The sequence below is a fragment of the Salegentibacter profundi genome, assembly GCF_054121475.1.
Window position 1 is genome coordinate 420,816 of sequence record NZ_JBSYGG010000001.1, and the last position, 25,048, is coordinate 445,863.

Below are 25,048 nucleotides of genomic sequence, written 5' to 3' on the forward strand. Positions count from 1 at the left end.
ACTTTAACTTTGTAAACTATGTGCCTTAACGAACATATGAAGGAAATTTATAGAAATATATCAATTGTATTTGAGATTGAGAGATCCGTCAAATTTCTGATAATTGGATTAGGTGAAATTCAAAAAATAACTTCAATAAACGATTTTTATGATCCAATTTTAATTTACTTATCAAATGGATTAGAACGGTTATTTAAAACAATGCTTTGTTTAAGTTTTAAAGAAAATCACAATCGGCTTCCAAATTTAAATGAAGTTTGGAATAATAAGAATGGTCACGATTTATTATTTCTGAAAAACGAAGTGGAAAAAATTTGCATTGAATATTCCCAATTCTCATGGGACAAAGATTATGAGATAATTAGAAATGATAAATTAATAAATTCAGTTTGCGAAACACTGTCAGAATATGGAAAAAGGTCCAGATATTTTGATCTAGATGCTATTCTTGGCAAAAAACAAGAATTTAATGCTACTAAAGCCTGGAATAAAATTGAAACTCAATTAAGCATTGATAAATATGGAGAAGATGAATATTATCGAATTCTAGGTGATCCTAGAAACCTTGAGAAAATCTATTCAGATTTAAATAAAGAATTAATAATTCGCCTTGAATTATTCTTTAGAGCATTAACACGGCAATTTACACTTGGAAATTTTTCTAAAGATTCAAAAATTTATTATTTCCAGATAAAGGATTTTCTGGATATTAGAGATTCTGAACTAGGAAAGACAGATTACAGAAATTTAATTATAAAGTGAAGCCTAAAACAAAACTAGGGACAGTACATCATAAATGAAATATTCTTGTCTCTCAAAAAAATGTTTAATTTCTATTATTTTATTTTTAGGGTGGTGATTTTTTAATGAAGGTTTGCTTCATTAAGAATTCAATGTAAAAATAAGTGAGCCCACGCGTTGTATATGCTATTCGCATTTAGTGAGTGTGATTTATCGACCTCACCTTGCGGGTGTACAAGCACCCTCGAAATTATATCTTCAATCTATAATAAGTTCAATACCTGCTTTTTCGGCCTTGTACTTTATTTTAGTCATTAAATCATAATAGCTCCAGTTTCTAAGTATAAATTCCTCCTCTTTAGCGATGCCGATCTTGTCCTGCTGATTTAATAAAATTAGCGTCCCAGCCTGGTGTTTAATGCAAAAATCGATTAACCTCCTGCTGTATACGTGGATGCGATGGTGTACATAATTACGCTCCGTATTACGAAACTTGGTTACTGCTTTTGTTTTTCTTTTGCGCCCTTTGCCTGATTTCGAATAGGTTGCTCCAACCCGTGCTCTTTTACAGGCTGCTTGTATCGCTAACCTTCGGTGTAAAAACTCTTCCCTGCTGCCAATGCTAAGTTTAGCTTTACCGGTTTTCACTACAATGGGATATTCAAGGGACAAAGAGGCCTCCGCGATTACTTCCGGTTTTAGGCACTGCTTTTCTTTTTCAATTTCAAAAACCGGAAGCCAGAAGATTTTGCCATCTTTCAATTTGATATGGGAAGTACAAAGCTTGATTTCCCCTTTTACTACTCGGTGCAACAACAATGGTTTGTCAGTATAATCAGTACCTAAATAAGTTCGAAATGGTATTTGAAATAAACGAAAGCAAAAGACTTTTCTCTCTTCATTATAGGATAATCCGCTGATGCCTTCCAGGCTAAACGGAAAAGCCATGTCCCTCCTGAAGTTCTTTAGTGAGCGCTCTCCTCTCCAGTATTCCGGCCTGTTTTTATTGAAGGAAGAAATTAAAGCCCTGTTCAGGTTTGACAATATGTTTGTCGGGATTTCTCCTTTAAAGCGATCTGATACCACCCGGTAGGTTGTATTGATTCGGGAGCGTTGCAGGATTCCGTCCTCATCTTTTTTTTCATCAGCCAATTTATACTTTATCCCTTCTGATAAATAAAAAAATTCCTTGATCATTTCCTGTACATAGAGGTGGGAAACAATAAGATTGGCGGCTCTAAAGCATCGGTTCTGCCATTGGTAAAGTTTATCCAGGGCCTCCTTTCTTTCTTCTTGGGTAGGCAGGTCCACCACTAGCTGGATCTTTCGCGTGAGTTTTAGCTTAGACTTTTCCATATTAAGCCGATTGTGGTTGCTGTTGGTGTTTCTCCTCCATGAGTTTATAGGCGGCCATAAATTCCTGGTGGACCTCCTTTTGAGATAGGTTAAGCTCTGTAGCAATGGAAGCAAAAGAATAATTCTTTTCACATCGCAATTTTAACACCTTTTCCTGTTCTGCAGTCATTTCACCCTGGACCTTTATTGCTTTAGCAGGTTCCTCTTTCATTTCAAGCGTGCCTCCCTGATTGATAATGTTCTTGATATCCTGGATAGCCTTCTTTACCTCCTTACTAGTTTCCGTGATGCTTGTTCCCATCACCTTGGCAATCGCTTTATACTGAAAGCCATACTTCAAACAGAGTTCTATTAAATGTTTTCTTTCTGAAGTCAATAATGGCAATACGCTTTTAATCCGATCGAAAGCTTTTTGATCCTGCTCATGGTCCTTCAGACTTTCAGAATCACTTACTGGATCATATCCCACCAGATAGTCCTGGTAGTTCTCATAGCTTTCTAATGAATTGACTTTCCTAAAAAACTTATTTTTAGGACGGGCATAATAGGAAAAACACTCCCTTTTCATTACCATTCTTAAGAAAAAGAAAATATGCTTAGGGGTTTCTATGTGATCACGATGAACCCATAATTTTAAAAAGGTATCCTGAAGCAAGGATTCTACGACAAAATCATCATGGAGAATTTGCTTACCTACCCAGAAGATACTTCGGTTATACCTAGCGTGAATATTCACTAAAGCAGCAGGATCGCCCTTTTTTAATAATTCGAAATTATGATCCCTTGAAGTTGACAACATTCGATTACGAATAGTAATTAATTATTTACTAAAGGTAATTAAATATACTTAAAAAACAAATTTTCATTTATTATAAGTATATTAATCAATACCATAAATGAATTTGTTGTCATTTTAGGGTGAACAAAATACCCCATGACAAAAGACGACCAACATAAAGACCCTACATTACTCTCCATAGGATCAATGTTTGAAACGGGTAAAATCAAGAAGATGTATACGCTTTCTGAATTATATCCCACCAAAATAGCTAAATCACTTGGGATAAATTACGGTAGATATATGGTTAAACTAAGCCATCCAGAGAAGTTTACTATGGGAGAGATTGTAAAACTTGCCAACCTTTTAAACGTAGATCCTGATACGATTACAAAAGTTATTTATTCAGAAATGAAATAATGGTTCTGGGGCATAAATCTGACCGTGTAATTACGTCTGGAAATAATTGAGTCCTATTTGTAAAATAAATGAACCATTTCTGTACTTTAATCCAAACTATAAGGAGATAGTTGTTATGGTCTTTATAGTTCATTATGGTTTTTCGTACTCTCCTCTTATTCTAATGTTTTATATTTAGCAAAACCTCCGTATATCCCAGGATATTTATTATAAAAAAGGTAAATTAACTGGGATATAAGGAGTTGGCAGCAATACATCATCAAAATTCTGAGTAAAAATAAATGATGAAGAACAATAATTTAAAAGAATAATTATTATAAAGCACAAGTACTTAATTACAGAAAAAGAGTTTATTAATATTGCAAAGATTTATATTTATAATCTGCCTATTATTTTCATCTATACTTTATGGACAAAATAACACTGAACTAAAGGGAATAATAAGAACCGATTCAATTATCAATCCTGTTAATGTTGTAAATCTTACTCAAAAAACAGGAATTAGTGTCCTTCCATTTCAAAATTTCATATTAAAAGTCCGCAAAAACGATACATTAAGTTTTTCCGCTTTAAATCTTCAAAATAAAATAATCATAGTCGATACAGAAATACTTAGAAAGAAAACAATAGAAATTTTCCTAAAGGAGAAACTCAATGAATTGGAAGAAGTAAGAATTCACAAATTATCAGGGAACCTAGAAAAAGATATTGAAAGGATTGAAACTTTCGATAAATTTAAATTAAATGCTCCAATGTCTAGAAAAAAGCCTCCAACTCAAACAGAAAGAAAAATATACACAGCCACGACGGGACCTGGAGGAACAAAACTTAATCTATTTACCATATTATCAGGAAGGATCCCAATTGATCCATTATTAAATACAATTAATGGGAGAACTAAAAAATTAAAAAATCTCAAAAAAATAGATGAAAATGTAAAACTCTTGAATGAGTTAAAAATTAAATTTCCTAAAACATTTTTTGTGGAAATTTGTAAAATAGAAGAATCAGATATTTATCTTTTTCTAATGAATTGTATTGAAAATCCGGAGTTTCCGAATAAAGTAGAATCATTAAATCAAGTTGAATTAATAGATTCATTAAAAGAAAATTCCGTTTATTTTAACGAGGTTTATAAACAATGAGATGAGTTAGTAAATGTACTGCAGCCAACATCGGTAACCGTTGCACAAGCCTCTAATTCTCCTCGTTGAATTAGATTTTCAATTGATTCAAGGCTTTTTAAACAATTCCTTTTTTATGATCTGGGAAATCCAAACTCCAAAAAACAACCCTTAGAACAGCTTGAAAGGTCAATAATTCCCTATTTATAAAGGAAAAAGAATAGCTAAGGCCCTTTGGTAGAGCATTTGCCCCGGATTTAGCTTTTTTTGTTGTTGATTTAAGATATTTCTTCAGGTTATAAGCTATTGCGGCCAGGTGCATGCATTTGTTTGCCTGTCTGATCCCAATGGTGTTTACCTTTCGCAACCCCAGGAATTCTTTTAGAGTACCAAAAACAGGTTCTACAGTGCTTTGTCGTTTGCCTTTCATATAGCGGCCACGACTGCTCTTTACCCGTTCAATATTTCTTTCATACTCTTCGCGATAGGCGGTAATATTGATTCGTTTTTCATGGCTTTTGCCAATGCAGGCCTGTTTTATAGGACAGCCTTTACAGTCAGCCCGTGTAGTAAAATAATTATCCTTTAGATTACCGTTTTCCATTTTCTGCTTCCGGAAGGTAACTTTCTTACCCTGTGGACACAGCCAGTAATTACCATCTTTGATATACTCAAATCCTTCAGGTCCGCCTTTGTAGGTCCCGTGCGGTGGGATATAAGTGGTGAGGCCTTTCCTTTCGAAGTAGGCATAATTCTCTCCACTACTATAACCTGCATCTGCCAGTACATTTTCCCAGATGAGGCCTTCCCGGCGAAGACGTCTGTTTAATCTCCCGGCGGTGTCCTGAAGGTATTTAGTGTCTTTTTTATCTGCGTGGTAGGCTTGTACATCTGTTATCACATTTGTCCTGATATCAACGGCGATGTTGCACAGATAATTCAGTTTCCTGGCCTTGCCGGGTTTGACACTAATACGCGCATCGGGATCTGTAGGGCTGTAATGGGTTTTGTTACTGGTGTATTTACTGCCTTTGTTTTTTGCTCCGGGTTTCATATCCTGGTCCTTGCTCCATTTCTTGTTTCGGCTCTTGATTTCCTGTAGTTCAGATTTACTGGCCGTTATACTTTGTTGTTCTTTAGGAGCTTTGTTCCCTTTGGCCTTTCGGTCGCTGCTGCTTTGAACACGCAGCTTTGAGAGATGCTCCTCGAGATCTTCTGCCGGGACCTTGATCTCCAGGCTGTCCATGGAAGCATTGGCCTTTACAGGGGCAGAGTCAATAGCCTGAGTGTGGCCGCTTACGAGTCCTGCATCGATGCACAGTTTTAAAACTTTAGTGAACACGTCTTCAAAAACATCTTCGGGGAACAGTTGCCGGGTGCGGCTTATAGTACTGTGCCAGGGCAGTTCTTCGTCTACATCATAGCCTAAAAAGTAAAGGATGTCCAACCGCATTGAACAATGGTTCATCAGCCCGCGATCGGTAGTGATGTTCTCCAGGTATCCCACCAGACAGAGCTTGAAAAATACCACGGGGTCAATACTTTTTTGCCCACTACCACCATAGAATTTTTCGGTAGTTGAGTAAAGATACTCCAGATCGAGAATGTCCTTTAAACGCCTGTAGAAATTGTGCTCCGGGATTCTGTCGCTCAGTTGAAAGGAAGTGAAGAGTTTTTCCTGATAGTCTTTTTTGCCTTGCATACCATGAAATTACCTAATTTCAGTAACTTGTGCAACAGGCACATCGGTTAAGTGCAAATAGCGGGCATTCTGGTAAAAAGTGCTATTTTAGACATCAAGAAACAAACAACTAAGCCGACAAGAATGCGTCCCTACTCCACGCTACTTGCCTTAACCAAGACCGTTGGCAAGAATTAATATGAGAGAAGATTTTTCCAAAGAAGGAATAGAAAATCAAAAAAAATTAATAGGCGAATTTGTCATATTATTTGAAGATATTAATGACTGGATTCGTTTATTAATCCCAGAAATCGTATTGCAGAATAGTGCAAATTACCAACAAAAGAAGAACGTTGAAACTCTTCTAACTGATCTTACGGCTGAACCATTAAAATCGAAATTCGACTCGTTGATTTTTGATAACTTTTCTGAATTTCCAGAATTAATTAATACCAATAAAAAGTTATCGAAAAAAGTTTCTAATCTTAATATAATTAGAAACTCCATTGTACACGGATCTTACCGGTTAGGATGGAAAAATTTTGAAGGAGAATTAAGTGATCAAACTTTTTCAATAAGACACAGTAAAACAACAGGAAAAGGTTACCAAAAGCGTTCAAAAATATTTAGAACATCTGATTTAATTAATCTAAACAAAAATCTTAGAAAAATATCTGGTTGTTATAATAGCTTAGCTGTAATTATCCTTCATTCTAATATTTTCAAACAAAAAAATAACGCTGAAGAACAAATAAAAAACTTCCAAGAGTGTGTTGAGGAAATAGAAAATATAAAATTAGAACATTTAGATATACTAAATTAACTCTTGCCAATCGAGTAGACGGCTCCGCCGTTAATTGACGGAGTGCGCCTCTCACACCACCGTACGTAAGGGTCTCGTATACGGCGGTTCGATAATGAAACTCATGGATTATAGTATTCGATTAAACTAACATAACCTTTCATCTTTAAGTGTTTTATGGTAATGGTGGTACGCAAAATGGGACTTTGAGCTACCGCCCAGCCACCCATTCGGGTACGACTCCAGGCATAGGCTTGATCTGGATTAATTCCCAATCGAATAAGGTTTTTCCTCTTCCTCTCGGACTTTTTCCAATGATGACAAATACAATATCGTAAACGATTCCTTAACCATTCTTCCAACTTTTTAAGCTTTCCTAGATGGATACCGGTTTGAAGTAGTTTATCCATTTAAAGCGAATTATTACAATAATGTACTATTGAATAAATTAACCCAATCAGCGTAAAAATCGAACATTTTGTCGAAAAATTGTACTCACAGTTAATTTTTAGCTTAATCTGTTTGGTAATATCATTGTGATATATCTATATTTGTTTTATAAGTTCTTTGAAAGAGTGCTCATAAGTAATAATTAGTAATGGTCCGATTCCAATGTGTACTTGATTACACGGTATCCTACGCCTTTTACTGGTGGAATTCTTAGTTGGTCGCGCCGTGTCTCCGATAGTTCTGTTGAAATTCAGCTTAATGTAAGCTTGATAATATTATGATGCAGAAGGTTAGAATCGATAGGGAGCGAAATTGAAAACGCGCGAAGAAAGAGTCGCGATAACTCCGCTAGATACCTCTAGAGAAGACGAACTTGAAAAGTTTTATAAGTCTTACTTAAAATTAAAAACGGAATGAGCTGTGCTAGACACGGCCATTCCTAATTATTCACTTTAAATAGTAAGCTTATGATGCACAATTTTGATTATCAATTTGATGAACTCTCTGATTTATTAGAGATCATCCTTTCAAGGAACCGCAGTTCTTTGTCAATTACCGACGTAGCTTGTTTGGAAAGGTGTATTGCCTTAACAAATGAGCTGAAGAAAGAGTCAAGCCAATCGGGTAGGAAAGATATTTTGTATGGTATCGGTTTAAGGCTTCTGGAAATATTTTCAAAACCAGAAATACTAGAACCTCTTCGAAATATTTTGAATCAGCTTGGAAACCTTAATTGACCCGTTTTTAATTTATTATTACCAATATGAACTTAGGTGAAGCAATAAGGAACCAAAGAAAAAATCTAAAGATTAAGCAGAGTGATTTAGCTAAAGAATGCCAGATCACTCCTTCCTATCTATCTATGATTGAGAAAAATAAGAAAGAGCCTAACCTATCTACATTAAAAAAATTAAGTGAGAATTTAAATCTCCCGTTACCTGTATTATTTTTTAAATCTTTAGATTCTTCAGATATCCCTGAAGAAAAAAGAGAAGCTTACAAACTAGTTAGTGAAACTTTTAGTAATCTTATAAATAACATCTTTCTAAAAACAGATTCAAAGTAATGATCCAGTATCCAAAAGAATTAGCTTATAACCTTGGTTTTGAAATAAGCAAAATTCGAAAGGTTATTGGTGATATTGATTCTTACTATGATGGATTCTCTAAAATTAAATACGACAAATTCGGGAACCCTAAGATCAAAAATGGAGAGGTTCAAAAAAGACATTTCAAGTACAGTATAGGTGATTTAAGAATACTTCAAAATCTTCTCTTAAGTAGAGTATTAAAAGACGTTCCAATTTTGCCTAACCTAAAAGGTGGTGGTATTGGAGAAAGCGGTGTTAAAAATGCGAAAACCCATAGAGGAAATCAATTTATATTTCAAACAGATATACAAAGCTTTTATCCTTCTATTTCGCGAGAAATGGTCTTCTATGCCTTGAAAAATAAAGGTTTTTCTAAACAAGTGGCGAATATAATTACCGATCTGACTGTAATAAATTCTGGCGATTCTTATAGAGGTGAAACTCTCCCTCAGGGTGCTTCAACTAGTCCAATCCTATCCAATATTGTCTTTGAAAGAGTAGTGAAACGAATGCTTGATCTGTATGAAGGTTTAAATATAGAATTAACGACTTGGATTGATGATGTGACGATATCTTCCAACCATGATTTTAAAGATAAACTCCAAGAAACAATAGAGATAATAGGTAGGAATGGTTTCAAAGTCAGTCGGAAGAAAACAACTTATAGGCAAGGAAAGACCGTTATAACTGGTGTTTTAATTGGTCATTCAACAATGAAAGTTACCGATAGCTTTAGAATAAAAGGAAAGGGGGAGTTAACTGATTTACAACTAATAGGTAGAGAAGCCTATAAAGATTATGTATATAGAGTCGATAAAAATATAATTTAAGATCCTCCAACATTAATATAAACTTCCCTCCATTTCCTTTATATTTTTCATATTCCCACCCTCCAGGAATATTTAATCGCAGCCAAATCATTATACTCGGGCTATTTTAATAAACTACAAGACCCAACCTACCATACGTGGCAAAAACAGATATAGTTTTTGAAAAGGAACTCTGGTAAGCGGCCTTCGAAATTAGTAGTGCCATTTTCAGGATAAATACTTCTACTGGTATTTGAAGAACAAATTAATTGTCAATAAAGAAATTTAGTTCACATACTTAAAAAATTGTGAAATTCTTATCTTGCCTTCCTTAACAGCTCCTATAAATTTGAAGGAACAATTTAAAATCGTGTTGTAAAAAGCGATAATCTCGGACTAGAGCGCTAAATGAGTTTGTTCGCTACGTTATAGGTAATGAACTTCAACAATTTATTGTAAGAAAATTTGCATGACTAAGGAACACCAAATTGAGGAAAACTTAATCGCTCAGCTCAAAGAGCTAAAATACACCCATCGGCCTGATATTACTAACAAGAAAACGCTCGAGCAGAATTTCAAAGCCAAATTTGAAGCTCTAAACAGAGTGCGTTTATCCGATAGCGAATTCTTGCGCTTACGAGAAGAAATTATTAAGCCCGATGTTTTTGCGGCCTCTAAACTCTTACGTGAAAAACAATATTTTCAACGCGAAGATGGCACTCCTCTGCACTATACTTTAGTAAATATTAAAGACTGGTGTAAAAACGATTTTGAAGTAATTAGTCAATTACGTATCAATACAGAATACAGCAATCAGCGTTTCGATATCATCCTTTTGATTAATGGGTTGCCGGTGGTTCAGATTGAATTGAAAAAATTAGACATCTCTCCACGGAAAGCCATGCAGCAAATTGTGGAATACAAAAATGAACCGGGTAACGGATATGGTAATTCGCTACTATGTTTTATGCAGTTGTTTATTGTTAGTAACCGTTCCAATACCATCTATTTTGCTAATAATAAAAAACAGCATTTTCAGTTTAATGCAGACGAACAGTTTTTGCCTATTTACCAATTGGCCGATGAGAAGAATCAAAAAATAAGGCATCTCGAATCCTTCACCGAAAAATTTCTGAAGAAGTGTACTCTTGGTGAAATGATAAGTAAATATATGGTGCTGGTGGAAAGCGAGCAGAAATTGCTCGTCATGCGTCCATATCAGATATATGCGGTAAAAGCCATTGTTGATTGCATTCAACAAAACCGTGGTAACGGCTTTATTTGGCATACTACGGGAAGTGGTAAAACTTTAACTTCTTTCAAGGCTTCAACCTTGCTGAAAGATAATCCTGATATTGAAAAATGTTTGTTCGTAGTAGACCGAAAAGATCTTGACCGCCAAACCCGGGAAGAGTTTAATAAATTTCAGGAAGGCAGTGTTGAAGAAAACACCAATACCGAAACTTTAGTAAGGCGTTTACTTTCTACCGATTATTCCGATAAGGTAATTGTTACCACTATCCAGAAATTAGGCCTGGCACTGGACGGCACCTACAAAAGAAACTATAAAGATCGCCTGGAGCCTTTGAGCGATAAGCGTATGGTGTTCATCTTTGATGAATGTCACCGGTCTCAGTTTGGTGAAAATCATAAAGCTATCAAGGAGTTTTTTCCTAATGCACAACTCTTTGGTTTTACGGGTACACCCATTTTTGATGAAAATTCCACCCAGAAGATCAGGGAAGATCAATACGAAACTTACAAAACCACCGAAAGTATCTTTGAAAAGCAGTTGCACGCCTATACAATTACTCATGCCATAGATGACCGAAACGTACTGCGTTTTCATATTGACTACTTCAAAGGGAATGGCAATCAAAATCCTAAACCGGGAGAACCAATTGCGCAGCAGGCAGTAGCAGAAGCAATTATCGATAAACACAACGCGGCGACCAATCAGCGAAAATTTAATGCAACTCTGGCTACTGCCTCAATTAATAATGCCATTGAATATTATCGTTTATTTAAAGAAATTCAGGCAAAAAAGAAGGCTCAGAACCCAGACTATGTGCCATTGAATATTGCTTGTGTTTTTTCTCCTCCTGCTCAATTAATAGCAAAGAATGGGGACCAACAAAGTCAAAGAAATGCAGCCGATATAAAACAGCTTCAGGAAGACCTTGCCCAGGAAAAGGAAGATAACAAACAAAATCCTGAAGAGAAGAAAAAAGCTTTAATGGAAATCATTGCCGATTTCAATACTCAATACGGTACAAATCACGACATCAACAATTTTGATTTGTATTATCAGGATATCCAAAGTCGAATAAAAAACCAAAAGTTCAGCAATAAGGATTATCCCCACAAGAATAAAATAGATATTACTATTGTCGTGGATATGTTGCTCACCGGTTTTGATTCAAAATATCTTAATACGCTCTATGTAGATAAAAACCTAAAATATCACGGTTTAATTCAAGCATTTTCCCGCACCAATAGGGTACTGAATGACACAAAACCTTACGGTAATATTTTAGATTTTCGCTCGCAACAGGAAGCCGTAAATCAAGCCATAACCCTATTTTCTGGAGAAGAAGGTGGAAAAGCAAAAGAAATCTGGATGGTAGATCCAGCCCCGGTGGTTATTGACCAATACAAGGAAGCCGTTGAAAAATTGGGGGAGTTTATGCGTGAACATAATTTGGCAAATGAGCCTGCGGAAGTATATAACCTCAAGGGTGACGCGGCCCGTATTGGTTTTGTAAAAAACTTCAAGGAAGTTCAGCGACTTAAAACGCAACTGGATCAATACACCGATTTAGACGAAGAGCAGCAAGCCAAAATTGAGACTATCCTGCCTCAAGACAGCTTACAGGAGTTTAGAAGTTCCTATATAGAAACCGCAAAACAGCTCAAGGAAATTCAGCAAAAAGAAGGAGAGGCCGCACCTGAAGAAATCCAGGAACTGGATTTTGAATTCGTGCTTTTTGCCTCTGCGGTGATTGATTATGATTACATCATGAGCTTGATTGCCGATAGTACCCAACAAAAGCCTTCTAAGCAAAAAATGACCAAGACACAAGTGATTAGTTTGCTGAAATCCAATTCAAATCTCATGGACGAAGAGGAAGATCTTACAGACTACATTGAGCAGGTGGACTGGACAAAAGGACAAACTGCCGAAGAATTAAAGAAAAACTTTGAAATTTTTAAAGTTGAAAAGCATGACAAGGAACTGGCAGACATTGCTAACAAACATGGATTGAGAACCGCCGACCTGAAAATTTTTGTAGAAAAAATAATGAGCCGAATGATTTTTGACGGAGAAAAACTTACCGATTTGATGGAACCATTAGAACTTGGATGGAAACAACGAAGCAAAGCAGAGACCGCTTTGATGGAAGATCTGGTTCCTCAATTAAAAAAACTAGCTCAAGGGCGTGAAATTTCCGGATTAGCAGCTTATGAGTAAAGAACTAACTATTTCACAAAAGGAAATTGAAAGCCGAATTTTCGTTTTTCGAGACTCCCAGGTAATGCTTGACCGGGATTTAGCAGAAATGTATCAGGTAGAAACTAAGGTTTTAAATCAAGCAGTAAAGCGAAATATAGAAAGATTCCCGCAACAGTTTCGTTTTCAGCTTTCTGACGATGAAAAAACAGAACTGGTCACAAATTGTGACCGGTTCGAATCTTTAAAACATTCTTCGGTAAATCCTTTCGCTTTTACAGAACAGGGTGTAGCAATGCTTTCTGCCGTGTTGCGTAGTGATGTGGCTGTAAAAACAAGCATTCAAATTATCAATGCCTTTGTAGAAATGCGAAAAATAATTGCTAATCATAGTGGCCTACTACAACGAATGGACGGTCTTGAACGCAAACAGTTGGAAACTGACAAGAAATTCGAACGAATTTTCAACGCCCTGGAAAGCAATAATGAAATCCCCAACCAGGGGGTGTTTTTTGACGGACAAGTGTTTGATGCCTACGAACTCACTTCTAAAATAATTCGCTCAGCTAAAAAGAACATTGTTCTGATTGATAATTATATAGATGAAAGTACGTTGACCCATTTATCCAAGAAAACAAAAACTGTAAGGGTGCTGCTGTTGACCAAAACCATTTCTAAGCAATTAAAATTAGATGTAAAAAAGGCCAACCAACAATACGGCAATTTTGAGCTAAAAACCTTCTCCAAAAGCCACGACCGTTTTTTGATTATTGATAATACAGAAGTATATCACTTGGGAGCTTCTCTAAAAGATTTGGGCAAAAAGTGGTTTGCTTTCTCCAAGTTGGAGAAAAATTCAATAACTAACATCTTAAAAGAAATTGGGGAATGAGTAAAGAAAAGAAATTAATTCCCGAATTAAGGTTTCCTGAGTTTGAAGGAGAATGGAACCCGAAAGATTTAGAGCAGTGTTTAAAATATTTGCAACCAACACCATATTTAGTGCAAAGCACAAAGTATAATGATGAATACGAAACTCCCGTATTGACAGCTGGTAAATCCTTTGTTTTGGGATACACAGATGAAAAGGAGGGTGTTTTTAAGGAAAATCTACCTGTAATAATTTTTGACGATTTTACCACAGCATCAAAATTTGTTGACTTCCCTTTTAAAACGAAATCCTCTGCAATGAAAATTTTGTTGGCAAAAAATGGCAGCAATATCAAGTTTGTGTATGAAATAATACAGACTCTTGATTATGAAATTGGGGTACACAAAAGGCATTGGATTTCAGTTTTTTCTAAACTAAAAATAGCTCTACCGCAACCCAAAGAACAACAAAAAATCGCCTCCTGCCTTTCTTCTTTAGATGAGCTGATAGCCGCCCATAACAATGAGCTACAAGCGCTCAAAGATCACAAAAAAGGCTTGATGCAAAACCTTTTCCCGCAAGAAGGGGAAACCGTGCCTAAGGTTAGATTTCCAGAATTTGTGAACGATCGGGAGTGGAATGTAAGGAAACTAGGTGAAATTGCAAATATTTCGAAATTAGCCGGTTACGAGTTTACCAAACATGTTAAATATGAGTCTACTGGTAGAATAATAGCTCTTCGGGGATTAAATATCAAGAACAATTCACTGGATCTAACAGATGTTAAGTATATCGATAATAGTGAATTATCTATGCTAGAAAGAAGTAAACTCTACATTGATGATTTAATGTTCACATATATTGGCACAATAGGAGAAGTAGCATTAATCGAAGAAAATGATAGATTTTACTTAGCACCTAATGTTTCACGTATAAGACCAGATAAAAAGAAAGTTATTCCTCAATTTTTGTTACAACATTTTAACATACCAAGATTTAAGATCTTCGAGGTTGGAAAATTTATTTCTTCTAGCTCTCAACCCGCACTTACAATGGGAAATGTTCGAAAATTTGAATTAAACATTCCTTCATTACAAGAACAACAAAAAATTGCCTCCTGTCTTTCGGCTATAGATGAACTCATCACCGCCCAGACAGAAAAAATTGAGCAATTACAGCAGCATAAAAAGGGATTAATGCAAGGCTTATTTCCAAAAATTAATAATTAAAGAATGGCCACCATAAACGATATAGCAGAGGAATTACATGGGTTAGATGAAAGTATTATTCTTATTTACGCTCTTAATTCAACTGGGAAAACAAGACTATCGGTAGCATATAAAGATTTCACTAAAACCAGGAATGCCGGAAATCATGCTGGGGTTTATTTCAATGCTTTTAGCGAAGATCTATTTGTATGGGATAATGACGAGCCAAATGATAATGCTGATTTGAAATTAAACATACTACCCAGCAGCCTTAGTCAATTCCACAGTTTTCTCGTCGAAGATGATGCTATAATTCGAGAGAAGCTGGAACCATACTATCCAAAGTATGATTTCAAATTAAATCAACATACAAATCCAGAAAACGGTATTGAATCTATTACCTTTTTTGTAGATGAAGAAACTCAATCCCCAATAAAGATATCACGTGGTGAGGAGCGAATTTTTGTATGGTGTTTCTTTTTAGCACTTTTTGAAGTTGACGGCTGGGCCGATCAACAAGACGCTCATATTCTTATAGATGACCCTGTATCAAGCCTAGATGAACATAATATCTTTATTACAACCAGATCCATCTTAGAATTGATAAAAGGAAATTATTTAAGAAAACAGAAAATGATAATTTCAACTCATCATATTGGCTTGTTTTCCATTTTGGCAACATGGCTTAAAAGCGATAATAGCAAGGGAGGTGTCGGAAACCTTACTAAACCTCTTATTCTTAAAAATAAAAACGGAGACCTTAGTTTTAAATCCACAAATAAAGAAGTCTTCTTGTATCACTTGCATCTTTTGCAAACTTTACAGAAAGCAAAAAACGAGCAACTTTTTAAATACCATATAGTCTTACTGCGGCAAGTACTTGAAAATATTAACTCCTTCATTGGTTCAAGAAAAATAGGAAGGATTTTAACGGATATTGGAGTGGAAGATGTTGATCAAAAGGCAGACGAAATAAACTCATTATCTCATAAACAGGCATATCAATATCAATTCAGTGAAATGTCTCAGGCCGAAGAGGCCCTCTTTAATGAAGTATTTGACAAACTAATCGCCAAGTACAACTTCAAACTAAATTGAAAAAATGACACAAAAACAACAAGATAAATTAGGTAAAACACTCTGGGCAATAGCAGACAATCTTCGTGGAGCCATGAATGCAGATTCGTTCCGCGATTATATGCTATCATTTTTGTTTTTACGCTACCTGTCACATAACTATGAAGAATCAGCGAAAAAGGAATTGGGAAGAGATTATCCTGATAATACTCCTGAAGATGTTTTAAAAAAATTAGGAGTTAATAATCCTCTTGAAATTTGGTACCTGGAGAATAAAGAAGATGTAGCTGAATTCGAGAAGCAAATGCGCAAAAAGGTACATTATGTTATTAAACCTAATCACTTGTGGAGTAACATCACAGAATTGGCGCGTATACAGCATAACGACCTGTTAGTTACCCTGGAAGAAGGTTTCCGGTACATCGAAAATGAATCCTTCGACAATTCTTTTCAGGGTTTGTTTTCAGAAATTAATCTGAATTCAGAAAAGCTTGGTAAAACCCCAACAGAAAGGAACACTAAGCTATGTACCATAATAACGAAGATTTCAGAAGGTATTGCAGATTTCTCAACAGATTCTGACACCCTGGGTGATGCATACGAATATTTAATTGGTCAATTTGCCGCAGGTTCAGGTAAAAAAGCGGGAGAATTTTATACGCCACAAGAGATTTCAACCATCCTTTCAGAGATTGTTACTTTAGACAGTCAGGATCCATCTACCGGTAAAAAAAGCAAGCTTGATAAAGTGCTGGACTTTGCCTGTGGCTCAGGTTCCTTATTATTGAATGTACGTAAGCGTATTAAAGACAATGGTGGTACAGTCGGTAAAATCTACGGCCAGGAAAACAACATAACTACTTACAACCTGGCAAGAATGAATATGCTGTTGCACGGCATGAAAGATACTGAGTTTGAGATTTTTCATGGGGATACCTTAAAAAACCAGTGGGATGTTTTAAATGAAATGAACCCCTCAAAGAAAACTGAGTTTGATGCCATAGTTGCCAATCCACCTTTCAGTTTGCGATGGGAACCAAACGATACCCTGGCAGAAGATTTTCGTTTTAAGAGTTACGGTTTAGCCCCTAAATCAGCAGCCGACTTTTCTTTCTTGCTACATGGTTTTCACTTTCTGGGTAAAGAAGGCACGATGGCAATAATTTTACCTCATGGGGTATTATTCCGTGGAGGAGCCGAGGAAAGGATCAGAACCAAACTTCTAAAAGACAATAACATTGATGCTGTTATAGGTCTTCCGGCGAATTTATTCTATTCAACCGGTATACCGGTGTGTATTCTCGTGTTGAAGAAATGTAAAAAAGAAGATGATGTATTGTTTATAAATGCCAGCGAACACTTCGAGAAAGGAAAACGACAAAATTCCCTAAATGAAAAGAATATTGAAGGCATTGTAGAAACCTACAAGTTTAGACAAGAGAAGGAGCGCTATTCCAGAAAAGTCGCTATGGAAGAGATCGAAAAAAATGGATATAACCTGAACATTTCGAGGTATGTAAGTACAGCTGAAGATGAAATTCAAATTGACTTAGAGGAAGTCAATAAAAGTTTGAATTCAATCAATGAGCGTATTCAGCAAAAAACTAATGAACATAATGAATATTTGAAAGAGTTGGGGTTAAAGACAATATAAGCCTCTATATTATCGCATAAGTGAGTCAGGTTCCCTTCTATTGACCTGTGGAGGCTTAGTAGAGGTTTTGAGGGTGGATATTACAAACAGGAAATTGCGGATAAAAAGCTAAAATAATGAGTGATTTAATGCGCTACCAGCGTAAACTAATTGGAGTAGAAAAGAAACTGGGGTTTTTATATGTTCCTGCGGGAGTTAGAGAGATGTTGCCTAATGAAAATGCTGAAATAAAGGTATTATTTCCCGGTGAAAATAAACCGAAAGCTAAAAGTTACAACTCAGACCACAATAGAATTTTTGGTTTAACACCTTTCTATAGAAAACACAACTTAGCTGCCGGTGATATGATTTCGGTAGAAGTCTCTGTGGATTTAATTAACATTAGCTTAGAGGAAAAGGCGAAAATAGAAGATTCGGAAGAAAAGGAAGATGAAAACTTTATAGACATCTCTGGCCTGTCTTCCCAGTCTAAAGGGAATATTGGTGAAGATAGAGTGAAAGAAATAATTTTGCTTTACAGCCAGGGTCTTTTGAACGTATATAAACCGGTAATTGATGATCGGGGCATTGACTTGATTGTACTTAAAGAGAAAATATATAACCCCATTTATATTCAGGTAAAAACAAGGTTTAATGTTCACAAGAGAAATCGGTTAATACTCACTATTAATGGCAATACCTTTAAGCCTCATCATTCCTATTACGTGATTGGGCTAATGTTCAATCAGGAAAAGATGGAAATGGATGAGAATATTCTATTTATTCCTTCTAAAGAAATTCCCGATTTAGCAAGTCAATTAAGTGATGGAAATTGGAGAGTAACCGTATCCCTAACTAACGGCAAGACCACCGGCAAGTACAAAAAGTACTTTGTGACCAAAGAAGAACTCGTAAACCGGCTTCTGGAACGAATTGATTTGGTGAATGAGATTGTGAATTGAAAATCTATGAATTGAACAACGAATATGGAGATTTATATGTGTATTTTGGTAATTAGTCATATTAAGAGGAAGTTGGATGAAATATACTATGCTGATTTTTCTAATGGAGAATTATTAAAATATATTTGTAAAAATGATTTAATATTAGATGTGACTAGGATGTGACTAAACTATGTTGCTACAACCTAAACCCCTGAATACAAGGAAAAAATATATGATATAGATGTGACTAAAGATAGTATTCGTTTCTGAAAAGTCCACATTTTAGTGCATTCGTCTACGTTACAGGAGATGATAAAAGGCAAGTGGGAACTACAGCCACACTTTCGTTTCTAAATTGAGGTGTGTGAAACGGATGGGGTTGAAACTAAATTTTCCTTAGAAATCTTTAGTTTTAACCATTCATAATAGTTAAAAATAAGTTAAAGGTGTCTAATTCGGGGGCACTCCAAAACCTCCTAACCGAAATCGTTTGTAAATACGGGACAACAGACATTCTGAACACTCCCGCCTCGAGTACTTTTAAGATTCCAAGAAACCAAAACCCCTTAAACTTCACTGTTTAAGGGGTTTTTTCATTTTTTACGGTATCAAATAATATCATTTTACTAGGTATAAAAAGTCCCCCATACGATGGCACTTCGAAAATCAAATTAGGTGTGCCCGAACGGCACACAATCTCCTTTTAAATAAGTGTTTAGAGCTTTGACCAACGCATCCAAGACTGAACCGACCGATCCGCGTCCTCTACTCCGCCAACTTGTATTATGTGAAACCGCCAGACATAATTTTGACTGAAGATGGTAACAAAAAGAACAATTTCCGGTCTTATAAAGAAATCATCAATCAAAATATCAAAATGAAATACTTCCAATTTCTAATGCTATTTGCAGTTATCAGCTTCAATTCAACCGCCCAACACAATTCACAATTAAAAACCAACCGGCAAGTCACTTATGTAATAAAGAATGTGAATTTAATTCCAATGACCAAAGAAAATAAAATCATTGAAAATGCCACAGTAGTAATAAAGGAGAACAAAATCTACTCTATCAATAAATCAATTCCTGAAAACTCGACTATTATTGACGGAACAGATAAATGGATAATTCCTGGATTAATTGATATGCACGTGCATACACTTGCCGATGGAAGCCCTTTTGTAATATATCCTACTAAAGGACCATTAGTTAGCTTCAATACGCAATACAATTTGACTCCTTACATAGCTAATGGTGTAACTACTGTATTTGATTTAGGAGCTAGACCAGAACATTTCGGACAACGTAATGAAATTATTAGAGGAGATGTAATTGGTCCGCGAATGGCATTAGCCAAAGTAATAGGAGGAAAAAAATCGAATATTACAGCAGAAAACCCATCCGATGGAAGAAATGCAGTACGTTTTGCTAAAGAGGAAGGATATGAATTCATTAAGGTCTACACTTGGCTAGATGAAGAAACCTTCAAAGCAGTTATAGATGAGGCCGAGAAACAAAATATGAAAGTAGTGGGTCATATTCCAGTCGCTTTCAAGGGCAAACGCGCCAAAGATTTTTTTGTTCCTCATTTTGGTTTAATTGCACACGCAGAAGAGTTATCAAAACAAACAGAGGATTATAGCTATGAAAAAGCACAGGAATTTGCTCGTTTAGCAAAAAATAATGGTACTTGGTTAATACCTAATTTGACTAATATGCTTTCAATTAGTCAACAAGCTGAATCATTACAGAACATCGAAAACTTACAAGGTTTTAAATATGTTCATCCTCTTATGCAAAGTAAATGGTTAACTTCAAATGGTTACTATGGAGCGTCTGAAAAATTAATTGAATATTATAATAAATTATATGACTTTCATATTCTTATTGTAAAAGCTTTTAAGGAAGCTGGCGTACCTATGGTTGCTGGAACAGACGCTGGAATATCTGGTATTGTTTGGGGGTTTTCGCTTCACGACGAACTAAAATTGTTAGTAGGAGCTGGCTTAACTAACCAAGAAGCTTTGGCTTCTGCAACAAGATTAGGTGCTGAATGGCTTGAAATTGGTGATAAAATCGGGACTATTGAAATTGGTAAATTTGCAGATTTAATTTTACTCAATGAAAATCCTTTGGAGAACATCAGTAATACACGCAAAATTTCAGGTGTATTTGTAAATGGTAAGTGGATAGATAAAAATAAAATTAACATTATGCTATCTGATGTTGAGAATTGGAATAATGCTAACAAAGAAAGGTATGACTGGAAAGAACTCTTGAATAGTCTAGAAAATTAAAAAAACTGTGCTTAGTCGAGTTGACGGCTTCGCCAGTAAATGGTTGAGTGTGCCTCTCTTAAGGCTCCCGAAAGCTTTCAGGGTACGAGTCTTCCCATCGGGACAGGTGTTTCGATAATGAAACTCATCTATTGTAGTATTCGATAAAACTTACATATCCTTTCCTCTAGTACGTAAATCGGGAGGAGATCAAAAACAATAAATTTATACCATCAAGCAGTTCTAATTAGGGAAAGCTTACAGAACTTCCACCTCATTCCTTTTTTATATAGAAGTACCTTTCAAAGTGGCACTGTTTGACCGAAACCGGTGGACCATCACTCCGAAATAGCCATAAGCCAAAATCTCATAAACTACACTATTTATGGGCTTTTCATTTTTTACGATATCACATAATATCATTTGTACCACCTTTTTTATTGCAACTCAAACATTGATGTGAAAATTCATTTTCCAAGCTTAAGGATCCTTATGGCACCCTGAATCACCAGGATAAAAACAATAGTACCAATAACCAGATCGGGTTTATTGGAATTGAGCCAGTAAACGAGTAAGCCAGCAGTAATAACACCCAGATTAATAATCACATCGTTCGAAGTGAAAATCATACTTGCTTTCATATGAGCATCCTCTTTATTCTTAGATTTCTGAAGTAAAAACAAAGAAAAAGCATTCGCAAAAAGAGCAAGAACAGAAACGATAATCATTGTACTGAAATCAGGAAGGTTTTCCTTGAAAAAGAAACGTCTTAAAACCTCAACAAACCCGATTATAGCCAGAATTATCTGAAAATACCCAGCTAGCTTGGCAATGCTTTTTTTTCTTGTCAGCGTACCTCCCACTGCCAAAAGGCTAATTCCATAAACAAAGGAATCGGCCATCATATCCAAGCTGTCGGCAACCAAACCCATAGAGCCTGAGATAATACCTGTAGCCATCTCGATAATAAAAAAGGTGAAATTGATAGCAAGCACTGACCAAAGCAATTTTTTCTGGGTTGCATTTTCATCAAATACGGTTTGGTCAGTTTGTACGGAAGATAACTTTTGCGCGCCTAAATTCAGATCCTGAAGTGATTTTTCGATTTGTTCCAAATGGCCAGTATGGAAAACACTGAGTTTACGGTTTGGAATATCAAAGTCCAGGTTTTTAATCCCGGAAATTCCTTCAAGTTTCATCCGGATAAGATTTTCCTCGGAAGGGCAGTCCATTTCAGAGATTTGGAAATTCGTTTTTTGCATGTTTCCCCTTTTCAAGATTAACAATATTAAATTAAAGCCTTTAAAAATATTTGAGGATAATAAATCTTAAGAATGTTTTCTCATCTCTTAAAAATATAAGAATTTTTATTTTTGTATATTTAATTTGACTATAGGCCTACTTTATGTTATAAAGAATTTAATTCTTTTACATAATGAGGGATGATCGGTTAACAAACTTATTGAAATTTCTTTTACTCTTGGCCAGTGTTCTTTTAGCCATTTTTATTGTAGCGAAGATATCGGGCTAAGGCCCGGCAATCACTGGTTCATCCTTCCCGGACTCAGCGTTGTCCATCGTGGTTCCCTTTTCTAACTTCCAATAAATCATAGAACTGAATAAATTGTCAAGCGAAGAATGACATTGTTTGATGGCATTGGTTAGGGTGGATGCTGGAACAGCATTTTTTCCGCGATGGGTCAAGTGATCATACAGGTAGTTTATGGTTTTATTATAAAACTCTTCGTTTTCCTTTATCCAACTGGTGGGAAGGTTAGCATGCCATTCAGGATCCACCTTCTCCGTAAATATAAACTCATGAATTTCATTTAGACGATTGCTTATATGGTTGCTTAACTTTTTAAGAATATCCGTACTTACATTATCCTCACTATCCAGAATAACCCTAATGTTATGCATAACATCCTTTATATCTTTGGCACCATAAATCATAGATCGTAAGCCCATCATACTTGCCGTTAATTGCCAGGCCTGTTCAATATTAAGATTTTTCTCCTGAAGTTGAGCGTAATAAACTGCGAGTTCATCCTCCAATCGTTTTATCTTCTCATATTTCCGGGTGAGATTTGTGACGCTGCTAAAATTTTTTTTCCATTGAGATACTCTGTTACTATCCCTGGCACCAAGTTGAAAACATCCAAAACGAACTCTTCGGTATAAAGAAATATTTGATTAAGCTCCTTATCAAGTGCTTGAATGGCTACATCTGGCACTTCAGGAGGAATATTTTAAATAAAAAAGGTTTCTCCCTGAGGAACGGCTTTGACGAACAGGCTTTTCAGAAATTTAGTGAAGGGCCTGTTACCAGCATTGTTGCCTTAAAAATGTTTCAGGAGAATACATGACGAATCAAAGTTTAAGGGAACGTTTGATTTAGATAAAAAAAATTACTCTATAATATCCAGGTTAATAAGAGAAGCTATTGGAGCTGGTGTTATTGCAGAATAACCCAAAAATTTGCAATATCAATTGTAGTATTGCAAATATTAAGGATTATTTGCAAAACATAAAAAGTTTACTGCAAGAGAAAGGGGCTTTAGAATTTGGATTGCAGAGTTACTCCAGGAAATATCTTGTTTTACCCATCCTCTCATTGGGGAGTTTGGAGAAAGTTCTGTGAAACGGAACCGGCTAATTAAAGTGTCTTACCCCAAAAAAATGTTAAAATTGCTAATTCGGGCGCACTCCTTATCCGATAGTCTCCATCCCTCTGCAGATTGGAGGTGAGGGAGGTTATATAAATTTCCGCCTCGGGTACTTTTAAAACCTGTATTAGTATTGTTAACCAATGCTTTACATGTTTTTAGTTGCTCAAAAACCAAAAGAATTAAATAGCAACAGTTTTTTTCTTTTGTAACCGGAATTACAAATTTGGTTCTCTCTAAATTTCTTTGTGAAGACAACCAGAAGGGATGAATTAATTAATCGGTAGCATGCTCCTCAATAGCTTCAATGGTTTTGGTATCATCGGTCCCTAATCCCTCTTTTTGATGCACCAGCACACCGTTTTTATCAAAAACGCTAATAATATTGGAGTGAGAAAAGTCCATTGGAGAGATGCGTTTATAATTTACGGCCAGCACTGCAGCAAACTCCCTGGTAGCATCCTTATTTCCCCTAAGAAAAACCCATTGGTCATTATTCATTTTATTCTCTTTGGCAAATGTTTTTAATCGTTTTGGGGTGTCTACTTCAGGATCTATACTTACAAAAACATATTTGGTTTCTTCGTTAGCTTCTTCTGAAACTTTTTTCTGAATGTTTCTCATATCAGCTACCAGCCTGGGGCAGGCAGCCTGACAGGAAGTGTAGATCATCACCATAACGAGTACTTCACCACGCAGTTCCTCCAATTGAATATCTTCCCCTTCCTGAGTAGTCCAGGATGACGGAAGTTGAAAAACACTCATTTCCGGTAGTGCCTCGGTTTCGGCCTGAGCCACCGGCTCGGTTTCTTTGCTTTTGTTTTTATCATTTTTGCAGGAAACCCCTAATAGCAGAAAGCTAAGGAGCATCAATTTATAAAGCTTCATTTGCTGAATTTTCTTTTTCGTTACTATGCTGTGCACATCTGAATCCCAAATTTCTTATGGAATAATTTCCCTTTACACTGCTTCGGAAGGCATAACGCATAAAGGCCGCATAATTCATGAGATCGGAAGAACCAATGGCTGCACTTCCGCAGAAAAGATTATTATCCTGGTTTTCATCGCGCCTGGTTTCTCCCGAAATGATTACCGAGTTGAAATCGGAGGTCCATTCCCACACCATCCCGTGCATATCATAAACCCCCCAGTAATTTTTATAAGTACTTCCTACCTTTTGGTGAAAAGATTTTGGTCTTTCATACCAGCTAAGGATAAATTCATTATAACCATCCTTCTTTCGCGCATCTGCGGTTACTTTATCAGCCATCGCCACATATTCCCACTCATCAAGGCTTGGAAGGCGCTTTCCCCGCCATTTGCAATATGCCCTGGCTGCAAACCAGGAGACATTCGTCACGGGAGCATCCTCCAGTTCATCAGATCTTAAATGGCTATCATCCTGCCAATGGGCTAAATACCGGCCATCGGCGAATAACGCCCGGACTTCCGATTTTTTCCATTTGGGATTCTCCAGCACAAACTTCCGGTAATCCCTATTTGTAACAGGATATATATCTATTTTAAAGTTTTCAACACTTACCGGCAGAGAATCATTTCCATAGAGTGGAATGTAAGTGCCCCCCTCTATTTCTGCCATTTCTGGTTCCTGAGAAAAACCCGCGGAAATCATAAAAAAATATACCCCTAAAAGGATAAATCTATACATATA

General features: G+C 36.1%; 22 protein-coding genes. 14 read left to right on the plus strand and 8 right to left on the minus strand.

Annotated features, from left to right (window positions below):
- Positions 1-36 precede the first annotated feature (36 nt).
- On the plus strand, positions 37-762 hold the full coding sequence (locus ACW6NC_RS02030; protein WP_457863514.1) for a hypothetical protein: 726 nt from the start codon (positions 37-39) through the stop codon (positions 760-762).
- 237 nt (positions 763-999) lie between these two features.
- Here the strand turns inward: ACW6NC_RS02030 and ACW6NC_RS02035 are convergent, their stop codons facing one another.
- Positions 1,000-2,097 carry a hypothetical protein gene (locus ACW6NC_RS02035; RefSeq protein ID WP_457863515.1) on the minus strand — a complete coding sequence of 366 codons (1,098 nt, stop codon included), beginning with the start codon at positions 2,095-2,097 and terminating at the stop codon, positions 1,000-1,002.
- Position 2,098: 1 nt separating this feature from the next.
- Positions 2,099-2,896 (minus strand): RNA polymerase sigma factor, encoded by a 798-nt coding sequence (locus ACW6NC_RS02040; protein WP_457863516.1) that lies wholly within the window; start codon positions 2,894-2,896, stop codon positions 2,099-2,101.
- Positions 2,897-3,031: 135 nt separating this feature from the next.
- On the opposite strand from ACW6NC_RS02040, the gene ACW6NC_RS02045 reads away from it, so the two are divergent.
- Both ACW6NC_RS02045 and ACW6NC_RS02050 read left to right on the plus strand, forming a co-directional pair.
- A complete protein-coding gene (locus ACW6NC_RS02045; RefSeq protein ID WP_457863517.1) occupies positions 3,032-3,295 on the plus strand; it encodes a hypothetical protein in 264 nt (87 codons plus the stop codon).
- Positions 3,296-3,654: 359 nt separating this feature from the next.
- Complete coding sequence (locus ACW6NC_RS02050; protein WP_457863518.1) at positions 3,655-4,440, plus strand: hypothetical protein; 786 nt, start codon at positions 3,655-3,657, stop codon at positions 4,438-4,440.
- Between the two features lie 97 nt (positions 4,441-4,537).
- On the opposite strand, the gene ACW6NC_RS02055 is transcribed toward ACW6NC_RS02050, so the two are convergent.
- Complete coding sequence (locus ACW6NC_RS02055; RefSeq protein ID WP_457863519.1) at positions 4,538-6,121, minus strand: IS1182 family transposase; 1,584 nt, start codon at positions 6,119-6,121, stop codon at positions 4,538-4,540.
- A 163-nt stretch (positions 6,122-6,284) separates the two neighbouring features.
- Here ACW6NC_RS02055 and ACW6NC_RS02060 point away from each other — a divergent pair, with 163 nt between their 5' ends.
- On the plus strand, positions 6,285-6,923 hold the full coding sequence (locus tag ACW6NC_RS02060; RefSeq protein WP_457863520.1) for a hypothetical protein: 639 nt from the start codon (positions 6,285-6,287) through the stop codon (positions 6,921-6,923).
- 101 nt (positions 6,924-7,024) lie between these two features.
- On the opposite strand, the gene ACW6NC_RS02065 is transcribed toward ACW6NC_RS02060, so the two are convergent.
- A complete protein-coding gene (locus tag ACW6NC_RS02065) occupies positions 7,025-7,312 on the minus strand; it encodes a hypothetical protein (RefSeq protein WP_457863521.1) in 288 nt (95 codons plus the stop codon).
- Between the two features lie 507 nt (positions 7,313-7,819).
- On the opposite strand from ACW6NC_RS02065, the gene ACW6NC_RS02070 reads away from it, so the two are divergent.
- From ACW6NC_RS02070 to ACW6NC_RS02115, 10 genes are all read left to right on the plus strand, one after another.
- Positions 7,820-8,089: a hypothetical protein gene (locus ACW6NC_RS02070; RefSeq protein ID WP_457863522.1), complete on the plus strand. Its 270-nt coding sequence runs from the start codon at positions 7,820-7,822 to the stop codon at positions 8,087-8,089.
- Between the two features lie 26 nt (positions 8,090-8,115).
- Positions 8,116-8,418: a helix-turn-helix domain-containing protein gene (locus tag ACW6NC_RS02075; RefSeq protein ID WP_457863523.1), complete on the plus strand. Its 303-nt coding sequence runs from the start codon at positions 8,116-8,118 to the stop codon at positions 8,416-8,418.
- Positions 8,418-9,272: a reverse transcriptase domain-containing protein gene (locus tag ACW6NC_RS02080; RefSeq protein WP_457863524.1), complete on the plus strand. Its 855-nt coding sequence runs from the start codon at positions 8,418-8,420 to the stop codon at positions 9,270-9,272. Before ACW6NC_RS02075 ends, ACW6NC_RS02080 begins: the two co-directional genes overlap by 1 nt.
- A 448-nt stretch (positions 9,273-9,720) precedes the next feature.
- Entirely contained in the window at positions 9,721-12,723 is a 3,003-nt protein-coding gene (locus ACW6NC_RS02085) for a type I restriction endonuclease subunit R (protein WP_457863525.1), read from the plus strand.
- On the plus strand, positions 12,716-13,594 hold the full coding sequence (locus ACW6NC_RS02090) for an ORF6N domain-containing protein (protein WP_457863526.1): 879 nt from the start codon (positions 12,716-12,718) through the stop codon (positions 13,592-13,594). Before ACW6NC_RS02085 ends, ACW6NC_RS02090 begins: the two co-directional genes overlap by 8 nt.
- A complete protein-coding gene (locus ACW6NC_RS02095) occupies positions 13,591-14,802 on the plus strand; it encodes a restriction endonuclease subunit S (protein WP_457863527.1) in 1,212 nt (403 codons plus the stop codon). The genes ACW6NC_RS02090 and ACW6NC_RS02095 overlap by 4 nt, the downstream gene beginning before the upstream one ends.
- A gap of 3 nt (positions 14,803-14,805) precedes the next feature.
- Positions 14,806-15,879, plus strand: a complete 1,074-nt coding sequence (locus tag ACW6NC_RS02100; protein WP_457863528.1) for an AAA family ATPase — start codon at positions 14,806-14,808, stop codon at positions 15,877-15,879.
- A gap of 4 nt (positions 15,880-15,883) precedes the next feature.
- Positions 15,884-17,512 carry a type I restriction-modification system subunit M gene (locus tag ACW6NC_RS02105; protein ID WP_457863529.1) on the plus strand — a complete coding sequence of 543 codons (1,629 nt, stop codon included), beginning with the start codon at positions 15,884-15,886 and terminating at the stop codon, positions 17,510-17,512.
- 116 nt (positions 17,513-17,628) lie between these two features.
- A complete protein-coding gene (locus ACW6NC_RS02110; protein WP_457863530.1) occupies positions 17,629-18,453 on the plus strand; it encodes a hypothetical protein in 825 nt (274 codons plus the stop codon).
- A gap of 769 nt (positions 18,454-19,222) precedes the next feature.
- Positions 19,223-20,731, plus strand: a complete 1,509-nt coding sequence (locus ACW6NC_RS02115; protein ID WP_457863531.1) for an amidohydrolase family protein — start codon at positions 19,223-19,225, stop codon at positions 20,729-20,731.
- A gap of 446 nt (positions 20,732-21,177) precedes the next feature.
- Here the strand turns inward: ACW6NC_RS02115 and ACW6NC_RS02120 are convergent, their stop codons facing one another.
- From ACW6NC_RS02120 to ACW6NC_RS02135, 4 genes are all read right to left on the minus strand, one after another.
- On the minus strand, positions 21,178-21,972 hold the full coding sequence (locus ACW6NC_RS02120; RefSeq protein ID WP_457863532.1) for a cation transporter: 795 nt from the start codon (positions 21,970-21,972) through the stop codon (positions 21,178-21,180).
- Positions 21,973-22,237: 265 nt separating this feature from the next.
- Positions 22,238-22,765: a hypothetical protein gene (locus ACW6NC_RS02125; protein WP_457863533.1), complete on the minus strand. Its 528-nt coding sequence runs from the start codon at positions 22,763-22,765 to the stop codon at positions 22,238-22,240.
- A gap of 887 nt (positions 22,766-23,652) precedes the next feature.
- Positions 23,653-24,264 carry an SCO family protein gene (locus ACW6NC_RS02130; protein ID WP_457863534.1) on the minus strand — a complete coding sequence of 204 codons (612 nt, stop codon included), beginning with the start codon at positions 24,262-24,264 and terminating at the stop codon, positions 23,653-23,655.
- Complete coding sequence (locus tag ACW6NC_RS02135; RefSeq protein ID WP_457863535.1) at positions 24,251-25,045, minus strand: formylglycine-generating enzyme family protein; 795 nt, start codon at positions 25,043-25,045, stop codon at positions 24,251-24,253. Before ACW6NC_RS02135 ends, ACW6NC_RS02130 begins: the two co-directional genes overlap by 14 nt.
- Positions 25,046-25,048: the final 3 nt, after the last annotated feature.

Bases quoted from the DNA above. Each gene is read 5' to 3' on its own strand.
- ACW6NC_RS02085 (WP_457863525.1), top strand. From the start codon at position 9,721: ATGACTAAGGAACACCAAATTGAGGAAAACTTAATCGCTCAGCTCAAA.
- ACW6NC_RS02120 (WP_457863532.1), bottom strand. From the start codon at position 21,972: ATGCAAAAAACGAATTTCCAAATCTCTGAAATGGACTGCCCTTCCGAG.
- ACW6NC_RS02075 (WP_457863523.1), top strand. From the start codon at position 8,116: ATGAACTTAGGTGAAGCAATAAGGAACCAAAGAAAAAATCTAAAGATT.
- ACW6NC_RS02030 (WP_457863514.1), top strand. From the start codon at position 37: ATGAAGGAAATTTATAGAAATATATCAATTGTATTTGAGATTGAGAGA.
- ACW6NC_RS02130 (WP_457863534.1), bottom strand. From the start codon at position 24,264: ATGAAGCTTTATAAATTGATGCTCCTTAGCTTTCTGCTATTAGGGGTT.
- ACW6NC_RS02065 (WP_457863521.1), bottom strand. From the start codon at position 7,312: ATGGATAAACTACTTCAAACCGGTATCCATCTAGGAAAGCTTAAAAAG.
- ACW6NC_RS02100 (WP_457863528.1), top strand. From the start codon at position 14,806: ATGGCCACCATAAACGATATAGCAGAGGAATTACATGGGTTAGATGAA.
- ACW6NC_RS02035 (WP_457863515.1), bottom strand. From the start codon at position 2,097: ATGGAAAAGTCTAAGCTAAAACTCACGCGAAAGATCCAGCTAGTGGTG.
- ACW6NC_RS02135 (WP_457863535.1), bottom strand. From the start codon at position 25,045: ATGTATAGATTTATCCTTTTAGGGGTATATTTTTTTATGATTTCCGCG.
- ACW6NC_RS02040 (WP_457863516.1), bottom strand. From the start codon at position 2,896: ATGTTGTCAACTTCAAGGGATCATAATTTCGAATTATTAAAAAAGGGC.
- ACW6NC_RS02095 (WP_457863527.1), top strand. From the start codon at position 13,591: ATGAGTAAAGAAAAGAAATTAATTCCCGAATTAAGGTTTCCTGAGTTT.
- ACW6NC_RS02055 (WP_457863519.1), bottom strand. From the start codon at position 6,121: ATGCAAGGCAAAAAAGACTATCAGGAAAAACTCTTCACTTCCTTTCAA.
- ACW6NC_RS02105 (WP_457863529.1), top strand. From the start codon at position 15,884: ATGACACAAAAACAACAAGATAAATTAGGTAAAACACTCTGGGCAATA.
- ACW6NC_RS02045 (WP_457863517.1), top strand. From the start codon at position 3,032: ATGACAAAAGACGACCAACATAAAGACCCTACATTACTCTCCATAGGA.
- ACW6NC_RS02090 (WP_457863526.1), top strand. From the start codon at position 12,716: ATGAGTAAAGAACTAACTATTTCACAAAAGGAAATTGAAAGCCGAATT.
- ACW6NC_RS02070 (WP_457863522.1), top strand. From the start codon at position 7,820: ATGATGCACAATTTTGATTATCAATTTGATGAACTCTCTGATTTATTA.
- ACW6NC_RS02080 (WP_457863524.1), top strand. From the start codon at position 8,418: ATGATCCAGTATCCAAAAGAATTAGCTTATAACCTTGGTTTTGAAATA.
- ACW6NC_RS02110 (WP_457863530.1), top strand. From the start codon at position 17,629: ATGAGTGATTTAATGCGCTACCAGCGTAAACTAATTGGAGTAGAAAAG.